The organism is Geodermatophilus sp. SYSU D00867 (assembly GCF_054050315.1).
Map to the genome: position 1 here is coordinate 218,096 of NZ_JBJGZC010000005.1, position 12,647 is coordinate 230,742.

A 12,647-nucleotide genomic window follows, 5' to 3' on the forward strand; every position below is an offset into this window, starting at 1 on the left:
GGGCTCCTCGGCTCGGTGGGGACGCCTGGTCAGGCGGTCGCCGAGGACGCTAGGAACGGCCGGGGCCCGCCGGCGTCGGCCTGCGGTCCACATCCGGCGGCGGCGGGTCGCGACCGCGGTGTCGACCTCGGTCGAACCCCCGTGTCGCCTTCCGGGGGACGCGCGGCCGGCTCCGGGACCCGTAGGTTCCCGTGCCGTGACGACGACCGCCGGGACCGCCCGGCACCCCGCGGTCGCGGCGGCGGCGGTGCCCCGCTGGACCAGCGGGCTGGACCTGGCGGTCGCCGCGGGCCTGGCCGTGTGGGGGCTGGTCGAGGTGGTCCTCTCACCCGGCCTGGCACCGGTCCCGGGCGCGCTGTTCGTCCTGGTGTCGACCCTCCCGCTGGCGGTGCGCCGCCGGTTCCCCGGCTCGGTGACCGCCGTGGTCGCGGCCGCGCTCGTCGTGCACGCGGCGACCGCGGAGGCGGCGGCGACCTTCACGCCCTTCCCGAGCCTGCTGCTGGCCGCCTTCACCGTCGCCGTGCACGTCCGCTCCCTGCCCGCGGCCGTGGGCCTGGGCGCGCTGCCGGTGGCCGCCATGGCGGCGGCGGGGCAGCTCGGCTACTTCGGCGTCGAGGCGTCCCGTCCCCGCGCGCTGGTCCTGCTGTTCTTCTTCGTCGCCGGCGCCTGGACCGGCGGGCGCGTCGTCCACCACCGGGCGCTGGCCGCCCTGCGCGCCGAGGCCGGCTCGGCCGCCGCGGCCGACCGGGCCGTGGCGCAGGAGCGGGCCCGCATCGCCCGGGAGCTGCACGACGTCGTCGCGCACGCCGTGTCGGTCGTGGTGCTGCAGACCGGCGCCGCGGAACTGTTCGTCGGCCGCGACCCGGACCGCGCCCGCGACCACATCGGCACGGCGCGCCGCACCGCCACCGAGGCCATGGCGGAGATGCGCCACCTGCTCGACGTCCTGCGCGAGGGCGAGGCCGTCTACCTGCCGCAGCCGGGCATCGAGCGGCTGCCGGACCTGGTCGACGAGGCGCGCGGCGCCGGCCTGGACGTGGCGCTCACCGTGGACGTCGCGGGGACCGTGCCCGACGGGCCCTCCCTGGCCGTCTACCGGATCGTGCAGGAGTCCCTCACCAACGTCCTGCGGCACGCGCCGGGCGCCCGGACCGCCGTCACCGTCGGCCGCACCGGGGACGAGCTCACCGTGGCGGTCCGCGACCACGGTCGCCGCGCGGCGTCCGGGGACGCGCCGCCGGCGCCGTCCGGCCTGAGCTCCGGCGGCTACGGCATCCCGGGCATGCGCGAGCGGGTCCGCGTGTACGGCGGGTCGCTGGCCGTGGGTCCGGAGCCGGACGGCGGCTGGCTGGTCCGCGCGGTCCTCCCGGTGGGGTCGTCGTGACGGCGCCGCGGCGGCTGCGGGTCGTCGTGGCCGACGACCACGCGCTGGTCCGGTCGGGCATCACCGGCCTGCTCGAGGCGGGCGACGTCGAGGTGGCCGGGGAGGCCGCCGACGGCGTGGAGGCGGTCGAGGTGGCGCTGCGGGTGCGGCCCGACGTCGTGGTGATGGACGTGCGCATGCCGCGCCTGGACGGCATCGAGGCCACCCGCCGGCTGCGCCGGGACCCGGCCGGCCCGCAGGTGCTCGTGCTCACCACCTTCGACCTCGACGAGTACGTCTTCCGGGCGCTGGAGGCGGGCGCCGCCGGGTTCCTGCTCAAGGACGCGCCGCCCGGCCGGCTGGTCGACGCCGTGCGCACCGTCGCCGACGGCGACGCGCTGCTCGCCCCCGCCGTCACCCGCCGGCTCGTCGAGCGGCACCTGCGCGCGCCGGCGCCGGCGACCGGGCCGGACCCCGCCGCCGACCTCAGCCCGCGGGAGCGGGAGGTGTGGCTGCTCGTCGCGCGGGGGCTGTCCAACGCCGAGATCGCCGGCACGCTCGTCGTCACCGAGGCCACGGTCAAGGCGCACGTCACCCGCCTGCTGGCCAAGCTCGGCGTGCGCGACCGGGTGCAGGCGGTCGTGCGCGCCTACGAGACCGGACTCGTCCGCCCCGGCGGCTGAACGGCGCTACCGTGCGCCGGTGACCGACCTCGACCGGCTGCTCGCCGCCGCCGCCCGCGCCCGGGTGCCCGAGGGCGGGTTCGGCTACCTCGGCGCCGACGGCGCCCTCGTGCCCGGCCGCCCGCAGCAGACCTGGATCGTCGCGCGGATGACCCACGTCTTCGCGCTGGCGCACCTGCTGGACCGGCCGGGCGCGGAGGAACTGGCCCGTCACGGCCTCACGGCGCTGCGCGAGGGGCCCCTGCACGACGGCACGGACGGCGGCTGGCGGGCGGCGGAGGACGACGACACGAAGAGCGCGTACGTGCACGCCTTCGCCGTGCTCGCGGGCGCGACCTCCACCGCCGCGGGCGTCGACGGGGGCCCGGCGCTGCTCGACGAGGCGCTGGCGGTGTGGGACCGGCACTTCTGGGACGACGACGCGGGCCTCGCCGTCGAGGAGTGGACCGCGGACTGGTCCCGGCTGTCGGACTACCGCGGCGCCAACGCCAACATGCACGGCGTCGAGGCGACCCTCGCCGCGGCCGACGCCCTCGGCGGTGCGGAGGCCCCCCGGCTGCGGCAGCACGCGCTGCGCAGCACGGAGCGGATCGTGCACGGCTGGGCCCGCGAGCGGGACTGGCGGCTGCCCGAGCACTACGACGCCGCCTGGACGCCGCTGCCCGAGCACAACCGGGACCGCCCGGCCGACCCGTTCCGGCCCTACGGGGTCACCGTCGGGCACCAGTTCGAGTGGTCGCGGCTGTGCCTGCACCTGCGCGCGGCGCTGGGCGACGGCGCGCCGGCCTGGCTGCTCGACGACGCGGTCGGGCTGTTCGAGGCGGCCGCCGGCCGGGGCTGGGCCGCGGACGGGCAGCCGGGCTTCCCGTACACGCTGGACTGGGACGACCGGCCGGTGGTGACCGCGCGGATGCACTGGGTGCTGTGCGAGGCGGTGGCGGCGGCCACCGTGCTCGGCGCGGTCACCGGCGAGGACCGCTACGCCGACCTGGCCGCGGCCTGGCGGGCGCACGGCGAGGAGCGCTTCGCCGACCCCGCCACCGGCAACTGGCACCACGAGCTCACGCCGTCGGGCGAGGTGGCCACCGGCACCTGGGCCGGGCAGCCGGACGCCTACCACCTGGCGCAGATGCTGCTGCTCGAGGGCGCCCCGGTGCGGGGGAGCGTGGCCGCGGCACTGCGCTGACCTCGGTGTGTCCACTCCAGCGGGCATGGGTAGGCCAGCCGTGACCGCAACGAGTCCCGAGCAAGGAGGAGCGTTCCCGTGGCCAGCGTGCAGGAATCCGTCGACGTCGACGTCCCCATCCGTGTCGCCTACGACCAGTGGACGCAGTTCGAGTCCTTCCCGCAGTTCATGGGCGGGGTCGAGCGCATCACCCAGGTGAACGACACGCTCACCCACTGGGTCACCAACATCGACGGCGTCAAGCGCGAGTTCGACGCCGAGATCACCGAGCAGCACCCCGAGGAGCGGGTGGCCTGGGCCAGCACCGGCGGCGAGGCCAAGCACGCCGGCGTCGTGACCTTCCACCGCCTCGACGACAACAAGACCCGGGTCATGATCCAGATCGACTGGGAGCCGCAGGGCGTCATCGAGAAGGCCGGCGCCGCGCTCGGCTTCGACGACCGCCAGGTCAAGGCCGACGCCCAGCGGTTCAAGGAGTTCATCGAGAGCCGCGGCACCGAGACCGGTGCCTGGCGCGGCGACGTCCCGCGCCCGGACCAGCAGTAGCGCACACGACGGCGCCCGTCCCCCCCGGGCGGTGGGGGCGGGGGGCGGCGTGTGGGGGGCGGGCGGCTTAAGGGCGTGCAGGTAAATGGCCACCAGGCCGGCGATGTGCTCGACCACCGAGGCGTCGTCGCTGGTCACGGTGACCTCGGCGCCCTTCTGGGCACCGAGCGTCATGATCATCAACGGCGACCCGGCGTCGACGGGGTTGCCTCCGGGGGTGGCCAGGGTGACCGGGACGCCGGCCTTGCCCACGGCCTCCGCGATGAGCGCGGCGGGGCGGGCGTGCAGGCCGACCCGGGAGCCGACGGTGACGGTCTGACTGGGCATGGGATGGATGTCCTCGCTGCTCGGGGTGGGTGGTGGGGTCGAGCCTGCCGTGTCAGGCGCGCGTGGGCGCGTCGACGGTCGCGGCGGGCGCCGCGGTGTGGGCGTGCGCCAGGTCGACGGCGTCCTCGGGGACGGCCTCGGCCTTGGGCCGGCCGATGTTCTTGGCGACGACGACCGCGATGGCACCGACGATCGTGCCGACGAGCAGCGCCAGGAGGAACATCAGGATCCCGTTCATCGCGAAGAACACGAAGATCCCGCCGTGGGGAGCCTGCAGCTCGACGCCGGCACCGGCCACGATGGCCCCGGCAGTCGCCGCGCCCAGCATGATCGACGGGATGACCCGCAGCGGGTCGGCCGCGGCGAACGGGATGGCGCCCTCGGTGATGAACGCGGCACCCAGCAACCACGCGGCCTTGCCGTTGTCCCGCTCGGCCGGGGTGAACACCTTCGGCCGGAGGGCGGAGGCCAGGGCCAGGGCGAGGGGCGGGACCATGCCGGCGGCCATGACGGTCGCCATGATGACCAGCGGGAAGCGGTCCGCGCCGGGGTCGCCGAGGTCGACCGCGGCCAGGCCGGTGGTGGCGAAGGCGTAGGCCGCCTTGTTGACCGGACCACCCATGTCGAAGGCCATCATCAGGCCGAGGATGATGCCGAGCAGGATCACCGAGCTGCCGGACAGGCCGTTGAGCCAGTTGGTGAGGCCCTCGGTCGCGGCGGCGAGGGGCCGGCCGAGCACGAGGAACATCAGCCCGCCGGCGACGAGCGTGGCGCCGAGCGGGATGATCACGACCGGCATCAGCCCCCGGGCGAAGGCCGGCACCTTGAGCCGGGACAGCCACAGCGCGGTCAGCCCGGCGATGACGCCGCCGACGATGCCGCCGAGGAAGCCGGCGCTGACGAAGCTGGCCACGGTGCCCACGACGAAGCCGGGGGCGATGCCGGGCCGGTCGGCGATCGCGTAGGCGATGTAGCCGGCCAGGGCCGGGACGAGGAAGCTGAACGCGAGCTGGCCGAGCTTGAGGAGCACGGCGCCGAGATACGCGGACAAGCCGCCGTCGGGCAGGTCCGCCAGCGAGTTGTTGATGACGATGTCGTCGGCGGTGGCGGTGATGTCGTAGCCGCCGAGGAGGAAGCCGAGGGCGATCAGCAGACCCCCGGCGGCGACGAACGGGATCATGTAGCTCACGCCGGTCAGCAGCCAGCGCCGGATCTCCGCGCCCAGGCTCGGCCTGGGGCCGGTGGCGGCACCGTCGGACGCGGCGGCGGCCGTGCCGGGCACCCGGCGGGCGTTGGGGTCGTCGGCGGCGGCCAGCGCCTCGCGGACCATCACGTCGGGCTCGTTGATGGCCCGCTTGGTCCCCGACTGCACCAGGGGCTTGCCGGCGAAGCGCTCCTGGTCCTTGACGCCCACGTCGACGGCGAAGATGACCGCGTCCGCGGAGCGGATGACGGCCGGGTCCAGGGGAGTGGAACCCGAGGAGCCCTGCGTCTCGACCACCAGGTCGACGCCGGCGGCCTGCGCCGCGGCGGTGAGCTTGTCGGCGGCCATGTAGGTGTGCGCGATCCCGGTCGGGCAGGCGCTGACGGCGACCAGCTTCCGCCGCGCGGCCGGGGCGGCGGCAGGAGCGTCGGCGGGAGCGGCCGACGGCGCCGCGGCGGCCGGCGCGGTGGCGGGGGCCGGGACCGACGGGGCCGCGGTCGCGCCGGCCGCCGGCTGCGGGGAGACGACCTCCTCGACCAGCCGGACGACGTCCTCCGCCGAGCCAGCCGCCCGCAGGGAGGCCACGAAGTCCGGCCGGACCAGCGCGCGGGCCAGCGCCGAGAGCAGGGTGAGGTGGTCGGCGTCGCCGGCGGCGGGCGCCGCGATCAGGAAGACCAGGTCGGCCGCGCCGTCCGCGGCGCCGAAGTCGACCCCCGGGGTCAGCCGGGCGAAGGCCAGCGACGCCTGGGTGACCGCGGCCGACCGGCAGTGCGGGATGGCGATGCCGCCGGGCAGGCCCGTGGCGGCCTGCGCCTCGCGGGCGAGCGCGTCACCGGCGAGCGCCTCGGCGCCGGTGGCCCGGCCGGCGTCGGCCACCAGGCCGGCCAGCCGGCGGACGACCGCGGCCTTGTCGGAGCCGAGGTCGGCGTCGAGGACGACCAGCTCGGGCGTGATGAGTGCGGACATGACGGACCTTCCGGGGCGTCAGGGGACGTCGCGGCCGGCGGCCGGGACGGGCTCGGGGAGGGGAGGGGTGCCGGGCAGGCCGGGGGACACCTCGACGGCGTCCGGGTGGACCTGCTCCGGCGTGGGGACGGCGGAGCCCGGCAGCGCGGCGGCGGCCGAGCCGGTGGCGACCGCGCGGCGCAGCCGCTCGGCGGGCGGGGCGCCGGCCAGGTCGGCCAGCAGGTGGCCGGCCAGGCTCGAGTCGCCGGCGCCGACGGTGCTGCGGACGGCGATCCGCGGCGCGCGCGCCGACCACACGCCGTCGGCCGTGGACAGCACCGCGCCGGCACCGCCCAGGGTCAGCAGCACCTCGCCGACGCCGCCGGCGTGCAGGGCCCGCACCGCCGCGAGGAGGACGGCGGGGTCGGCGAGCAGCGCGGCCTCGGTCGTGCCGGCGACCTGGGCCAGCTCCTCGGCGTTGGGCTTGAGCAGGTCCGGCGCGGACGCGGCGCCCGCGGCGAGCAGCGCCCGCAGCGGCCCCTCGGAGGTGTCGACGGCGACCCGGGCGCCGGTGCCGCGGACGGCGCGGACCAGCTCGGCGTACCAGTCCTCGGGCGTGCCGGGCGGCAGCGAGCCGGACAGCACCACCCAGTCGGCGCCCGCGGCGGCCGCGGCCACGGCGGCGGCGAGCGCGGCGCGCAGGCCGGCGTCCAGCGGGGTGCCGGGCTCGTTGAGCTTGGTGGTGGTCCCGTCGGGCTCGGTGAGCGAGTAGTTGGTGCGCACCGGGGCGCCGGTGGGAACGGTGACCAGCGGCAGGTGCAGCGCGTGCAGCGCGGTCACCAGCGGGTCGGTGGGGTCGGCGGGCACGACGGCGAGGACGTCGGCGCCGGCGGCCGCCAGCGCGCGGGCGACGTTGACGCCCTTGCCGCCGGGCTCGGTGGAGCTCGCGCCCAGCCGGGCGACCTCGCCGCGGGCCAGCGCGCCGGGGAGGGCCAGCGTCCGGTCCAGGCTGGGGTTCGCCGTCAGCGTGACGACCCGTCCCCCGCTCACGCGACCACGACCTCGACGCCCGCGGCGTCCAGCTCGTCGAGGACCGCGGGGTCGGCGCCGTCGTCGGTGACGACGACGTCGACGTCGTCGAGGGAGGCGAAGCGGACCAGGTGCTCGCGGCCGAGCTTGCTGCTGTCGGCCAGCACGACCACCCGCTGCCCGGCCCGCACCATCGCCCGCTTCACCGAGGCCTCGGCCTCGTCCGGGGTGGTCAGGCCGTGGCCGGGGGTGATGCCGTTGGTGCCGAGGAAGGCGACGTCGACCCGCAGCTCGGCCAGCGCCCGCACCGGCGTCTCGCCGACCGCGCACTGGGTGAGCCCGCGGACGCGGCCGCCGAGCAGGTGCAGCGTCACGCCCGGCGCGTTGGCCAGCCGGGCGGCGATCGGCACCGCGTTGGTGGCCACGAACAGCGACCGGTCGACCGGCAGCACCTCGGCCAGCGCGGCGGTGGTGCTGCCGCCGTCGAGCAGCAGGCTGCCGCCGCGGCCGGGCAGCAGGTCCAGCGCCGCCGAGGCGATCTTCCGCTTGGCCTCGGCGCGGGTGGCGTTGCGCTCGGCCAGCGCCGTCTCCATGAGCGTCAGCGACCCGGCGGGGACCGCACCGCCGTGCACGCGCCGCAGGACACCGGCCCGCTCGAGGACGGCGAGGTCCCGGCGCACCGTCTCGGTGGTGACCCCGAACTGCTCGGCCACCGCGGTGACCGCGATCCGCCCCTGCTCGGCGACCAGCGTGGCGATCGCCTGCTGGCGTTCCTCGGCGTACACCCCGTCGACCCCCTCGGTCGTCGTCCCCGGCGTCCTCGGGAGGCCGGTGGCGGTGCCCGAACATGTGGGAACGGGCTTGTGTCTCTGTGGTTGTACGTTGGTTACGTTGACAAGTCAACACGCTTTCGTGATTGTGGTCACCGACGGACGACGAGGTCCCCGACCGACATCCCTCCGACCGACGCGAGGTCCGCATGTCCACCACCGCCGCCGCCAGCACCGTGCTCACCGGGACCCCGGTCGTCCCCGGCGTGGTCCTCGGTCCCGTCGTCCGGCCCTCCGGTGCCGTCCGCCTGCCCGCCGAGGCGTTCGACGAGCTGCCGGAGTCCGCCCGGGAGGAGGAGCGGGCGCGCTTCACCGCGGCGGCCGAGGCCGTCGCGGGCCGCCTGGCCGACCGCGCCGCGGCGGCGACGGGGATGACCGCGGAGGTCCTGTCGGCGACCGCCGGCATGGCCCGCGACCGCGGGCTGCTCGGCGCGGTGGAGCAGCGGATCGGCGCCGGCGTCCCCGCCGCGGTGGCGACGGTGCAGGCCGCGCAGCAGTTCGTCGACGTCTTCACCTCGCTGGGCGGCGTCATGGCCGAGCGGGTGACCGACGTGCGCGACGTCCGCGACCGCGTCGTCGCCGAGCTGACCGGCCAGGGCGAGCCCGGCGTCCCCGCGCCCGAGCGGCCGTCGGTCCTGCTCGCCGACGACCTCGCGCCCGCCGACACCGCCGGCCTCGACCCCGCCCGCATCGTCGGGCTGGCCACCCGCCTGGGCGGGACCACCAGCCACACCGCGATCATCGCCCGGCAGCTGGGCCTGCCCCTCGTCGTCGCGGTGGAGGGGCTGGACGCCGTCCCCGCCGGCGCGACCGTGCTGCTCGACGCCGAGGAGGGCACCGTCACCGTCGACCCCGACCCGGCGGTGGCCGCCGGCCAGCTCGAGGCCGCCCGCCGCGCGGCCGAGGCCCTGGCCGGCTACCAGGGGCCGGCCGCCACGCGCGACGGCGTCCCGGTCCCCGTGCTGGCCAACGTGCAGGACGGTGACGGCACCCGGGCGGCGCTGGCCGCGCACGCCGAGGGCGTCGGCCTGTTCCGCACCGAGCTCGCCTTCCTCGGCCGGGCCGCCGAGCCGACCGTCGAGGAGCAGGCGAGCGGCTACGCCGACGTCCTCGAGGCCGCGGCCGGCCGCCGGGTCGTCCTGCGCACCCTCGACGCCGGCTCGGACAAGCCGCTGGAGTTCGCGACCCCGCCGGAGGAGGCGAATCCCGCGCTCGGCGTCCGCGGCCTGCGGGTGGCCCGCCGTGACCCCGGCCTGCTCGACCGCCAGCTCGACGCCGTCGCCGAGGCCGCCCGCCGCACCGGCGCCACGCCCTGGGTGATGGCGCCGATGGTCGCCACCGAGGGCGAGGCCGCGGACTTCGCCGCCCGGGTGCGCGAGCGCGGGCTGGTGCCCGGCGTCATGGTCGAGGTGCCCTCGGCGGCGCTGCTGGCCGACCGCGTGCTCCGGCACGTCGACTTCCTGTCCATCGGCACCAACGACCTGTCGCAGTACGCGCTGGCCGCCGACCGGCTCTCCGCGGACCTGGCCGACCTCACCGACCCGTGGCAGCCGGCGCTGCTGGCCCTGGTCGAGCTGACCGCGGCCGCGGGCCGGCGGGCGGGCAAGCCGGTCGGCGTCTGCGGTGAGGCGGCGGCCGACCCGCTGCTCGCCTGCGTCCTCGTCGGCCTCGGCGTCACCTCGCTGTCCTGCGCCGGCTCCGCCGTCGCCGGGGTCGGGGCGCGGCTGGCCACGGTCGACCTCGCCGCCTGCCGGGAGGCCGCGGCCGCGGCGCTGGCCGCCGACGACCCGCGGGCCGGCCGCGCCGCCGCCCGGGCGGTGCTCGCCCGCGCCTGACGACACCGCCGCGCGGGTGTCCGCGCCGCCGTCACCGGGTGACCGATCCCACCCTCCCGGGTGAACGATCGTCGGACATCTCCTGACACGCCCTGCGATCCTTCGGAATACTCAGGACGTCACCTGCTTTACTACAGGTGCACGACGACGAGAGCACCGAAGAGGAGACACGGACATGTCCATCGGGACCACCTGGCGGCAGCGTCGGCAGGCGGCTCGCACGCGGCGGGCCATCGACCGGGCCCTCGCCCGCAGCAGCAGCCCGGCGATGCGCGACGAGCTGCTCACCATGGCCAACAGCAACTCGTTCCACACGCGCGGCCTCTGAGCGCCCGGCCGCTCCCCCGCGGCGTACCCGCACGGCCCCGGTCTGCCTCCGCAGCCCGGGGCCGACTGCTGTCCGGGGCACCCCCGGACGGGGGAGCGGCGTCCGGGACCGCGCCGTCCCGCTCAACCCGGCGGCCCCGGGTGCCGATCGTCCCGGCGTGAGCGCAGCAGGACCCGCGGACGGGCCCGTTCCCCCGGTGGAGGCCCGTGAGACGTCGGGTGCGACCACCGGGCTGGTCCTCGCCTTCGTCCGCCAGCACGCCGGCGACGACGCGGCCGAGGAGGTCCTGCGCCGCGCGGGCGTGCCGTTCACGGCCGACGAGTTGTCCCGGCCCTCCACCTGGACCAGCTACGACACCCGCATCCGCCTGTTCACCGCGGCCACCGAGGTGCTGGGCGACCCCGGCGTGATGTTCCGCATCGGGGCGGAGTCCCTGCGGACCGGCATGAACCCGAGCGTCGTCGTCCTCGTGCGGGCCATGGGCTCACCGCGGCAGGTGTTCGCCCGGCTGCCGCGCGCGGTCGCCAACTTCACCACCACCTCGACGATGGAGGTGGTGCGCTCCGACGCCACGTCCGCGACGCTGCGCTACCGGCTGCACGAGGGCTACGCCCACTCGCGGCTGGACTGCGACTACGCGCGCGGGCTGATCAGCATGGTGCCGACCATCTTCGGCCTGGCCCCGGCCGCCGTCGTCCACGAGGAGTGCGAGTCCTCCGGCGGCGAGGCCTGCGTCTACCACCTGACCTGGGAGCGCCGCGGCCGGTGGCCGCGCCGGCGCCGCGGCGCGGACGCGGCCGACCCCGAGCTCGTCGCGCTGCGCCAGCAGGTCCGCAGCCTGCAGTCGGCGGCCACCGACCTGGTCGAGGGCGGGGACCTCGAGACCGTCCTGCGGCGGATCGTGGAGCGCGCGGCGGCCGCCGTCCTCGCCCCCGCCTACCTGCTCGCCGTCTCCTCCCCGCGCGGCGGCGCCCCGCTCGTGCACAGCTCGGGCCTGGCGCCCGCCGAGGTGCCGCCGCTGGTCGCGCGGCTGCTCGCCGGCGCGGACCTGGGCCCCGGCGCGGTGACCGTCGACGTCGCCTCCGCCCGCCGGACCCACGGCCGGCTGGCCGCCCTCCACCGCCCCGGCGACGGCGGCCTCGGCGACGAGCGGGCCATGCTCGCCGCCTACGCCGGCCACGCCGCGGCCGCCCTCGACCTCGTGCTGGCCCTCGAGGACAGCCGGCTGGAGGCCCGCCGGGCCGGCGCCCTCCTGGAGCTGGCGCACGGCCTGGCCCAGGCCGGTGAGGCGCCGGAGGTGTGCGCCGTCGTCGCCGGGGCCCTGCCCGGCATCGTCGGCTGCGGCAGCTCCGGCGTCCTGCTCTGGGACCCGGCCGGCGGCGTGCTGCGGGCGGAGTCCTGCGCCGGGCTGTCCCCGGAGCAGGAGGAGGTCCTGCGGTCGGCGGCCCTGCGGGCCGGGGACGTGCCCGAGGTCTTCGGCATCCTCACCGACCGGGAGCCCCGCGTGATCGGCGCGACCGGCGCCAGCGCCCCGATGCGCGACCTGCTCGCCGCGATGCACCTCACCGACGTCGTCGCCGTCCCGCTGCTCGCCGGCACCACCTTCCTCGGCGTGGTCACCGCCAGCTGGGCCGACGGCGAGGTCAGCCAGGCCCTCGACGCCGACGTCCTCGCCCGGCTGCGCGGTGTCGGCGACCAGGCGTCCACCGCGCTGCAGAAGGCCCGGCTGCTGGAGACCGTCCGGCACCAGGCCACCCACGACGCGCTCACCGGGCTGCCCAACCGGGTCCTCTTCCGCGACCGGCTGGCCGCGGCGCTGGCCGCCGTCGCCCCCACCGGCTCCGTCGGCGTGCTGTTCTGCGACCTCGACCGGTTCAAGGCGGTCAACGACACCCTCGGCCACGCCGCCGGCGACGAGCTGCTGCGCCAGGTGTCGGCCCGGCTGCGGGCCGCGGTGCGCCCCGGCGACACCGTCGGCCGGCTCAGCGGCGACGAGTTCGCCGTCCTGCTGCCCCGGCTGGCCGCACCGGCCGACGCCGACGCCGTCGTGCGCCGGGTGGCGGCGGCCTTCACCGAGCCGTTCCGTCTCGACGGCGTCCCCGCGGCGGTCGGCACGAGCACCGGCGTCGCCGTGCACACCGGCCCCGGCGGCGACGCCGAGCGGCTGCTGCAGGAGGCCGACGCGGCCATGTACCGGCACAAGCACCGCGACCGCCCGGCGGCCCCGGCCCCGCGGTCGGCGGACTAGGTGTAGTGCCCAGCTGCGTTGCTGACGGTGGTGCGGCTGATCGGTGGCTGTCCGTCGAGCGCGGTGTGGCTGCGGTGATGGTTGTAGGTGTGTAGCCAGGCGGGCAAGGCAGCGGCGCGTTCT

The 12,647-nt window shown here is 77.2% G+C and carries 10 protein-coding genes and 2 pseudogenes; 7 read left to right on the forward strand and 5 right to left on the reverse strand.

What is annotated here, in order from left to right; translation table 11 throughout:
- The first annotated feature begins 196 nt into the window (after positions 1-196).
- The 4 genes from ACI8AK_RS06880 (at position 197) to ACI8AK_RS06895 (ending at position 3,778) form a co-directional block, all read left to right on the forward strand.
- The gene (locus tag ACI8AK_RS06880) at positions 197-1,384 is read left to right on the forward strand and encodes a sensor histidine kinase (protein WP_456955607.1); all 1,188 of its coding nucleotides are present in this window, start codon (positions 197-199) and stop codon (positions 1,382-1,384) included.
- The gene (locus ACI8AK_RS06885; protein WP_387992175.1) at positions 1,381-2,046 is read left to right on the forward strand and encodes a response regulator; all 666 of its coding nucleotides are present in this window, start codon (positions 1,381-1,383) and stop codon (positions 2,044-2,046) included. The genes ACI8AK_RS06880 and ACI8AK_RS06885 overlap by 4 nt, the downstream gene beginning before the upstream one ends.
- Positions 2,047-2,065: 19 nt before the next feature.
- Positions 2,066-3,232, forward strand: a complete 1,167-nt coding sequence (locus ACI8AK_RS06890) for an AGE family epimerase/isomerase (protein ID WP_456955609.1) — start codon at positions 2,066-2,068, stop codon at positions 3,230-3,232.
- 78 nt (positions 3,233-3,310) lie between these two features.
- On the forward strand, positions 3,311-3,778 hold the full coding sequence (locus ACI8AK_RS06895; protein ID WP_387992170.1) for an SRPBCC family protein: 468 nt from the start codon (positions 3,311-3,313) through the stop codon (positions 3,776-3,778).
- Between the two features lie 147 nt (positions 3,779-3,925).
- On the opposite strand, the pseudogene ACI8AK_RS06900 reads toward ACI8AK_RS06895, so the two are convergent.
- The 4 genes and pseudogenes from ACI8AK_RS06900 to ACI8AK_RS06915 form a co-directional block, all read right to left on the reverse strand.
- Positions 3,926-4,105 (reverse strand): annotated as a pseudogene (locus tag ACI8AK_RS06900) (HPr family phosphocarrier protein); the annotation flags it as partial.
- Between the two features lie 52 nt (positions 4,106-4,157).
- Positions 4,158-6,275: a PTS fructose transporter subunit IIABC gene (locus tag ACI8AK_RS06905; protein WP_387991907.1), complete on the reverse strand. Its 2,118-nt coding sequence runs from the start codon at positions 6,273-6,275 to the stop codon at positions 4,158-4,160.
- A gap of 18 nt (positions 6,276-6,293) precedes the next feature.
- The gene (locus tag ACI8AK_RS06910) at positions 6,294-7,304 is read right to left on the reverse strand and encodes a 1-phosphofructokinase family hexose kinase (RefSeq protein WP_387991910.1); all 1,011 of its coding nucleotides are present in this window, start codon (positions 7,302-7,304) and stop codon (positions 6,294-6,296) included.
- Positions 7,301-8,068: a DeoR/GlpR family DNA-binding transcription regulator gene (locus tag ACI8AK_RS06915; protein ID WP_387991913.1), complete on the reverse strand. Its 768-nt coding sequence runs from the start codon at positions 8,066-8,068 to the stop codon at positions 7,301-7,303. The genes ACI8AK_RS06910 and ACI8AK_RS06915 overlap by 4 nt, the downstream gene beginning before the upstream one ends.
- Positions 8,069-8,262: 194 nt before the next feature.
- Between ACI8AK_RS06915 and ACI8AK_RS06920 the strand changes: the two genes are divergently transcribed.
- From ACI8AK_RS06920 to ACI8AK_RS06930, 3 genes are all read left to right on the forward strand, one after another.
- Positions 8,263-9,948, forward strand: coding sequence for a PEP-utilizing enzyme (locus ACI8AK_RS06920; RefSeq protein WP_456903145.1), 1,686 nt, complete (start codon positions 8,263-8,265; stop codon positions 9,946-9,948).
- A gap of 175 nt (positions 9,949-10,123) precedes the next feature.
- Complete coding sequence (locus tag ACI8AK_RS06925) at positions 10,124-10,276, forward strand: hypothetical protein (protein WP_387991919.1); 153 nt, start codon at positions 10,124-10,126, stop codon at positions 10,274-10,276.
- 157 nt (positions 10,277-10,433) lie between these two features.
- A complete protein-coding gene (locus ACI8AK_RS06930) occupies positions 10,434-12,524 on the forward strand; it encodes a diguanylate cyclase domain-containing protein (RefSeq protein ID WP_387991922.1) in 2,091 nt (696 codons plus the stop codon).
- Here ACI8AK_RS06930 and ACI8AK_RS06935 read toward each other — a convergent pair.
- A pseudogene (locus ACI8AK_RS06935) lies at positions 12,521-12,647 on the reverse strand (IS481 family transposase); the annotation flags it as partial. The gene ACI8AK_RS06930 and the pseudogene ACI8AK_RS06935 sit on opposite strands and share 4 nt — an antisense overlap.

Bases quoted from the DNA above. Each gene is read 5' to 3' on its own strand.
- ACI8AK_RS06905 (WP_387991907.1), bottom strand. From the start codon at position 6,275: ATGTCCGCACTCATCACGCCCGAGCTGGTCGTCCTCGACGCCGACCTC.
- ACI8AK_RS06925 (WP_387991919.1), top strand. From the start codon at position 10,124: ATGTCCATCGGGACCACCTGGCGGCAGCGTCGGCAGGCGGCTCGCACG.
- ACI8AK_RS06920 (WP_456903145.1), top strand. From the start codon at position 8,263: ATGTCCACCACCGCCGCCGCCAGCACCGTGCTCACCGGGACCCCGGTC.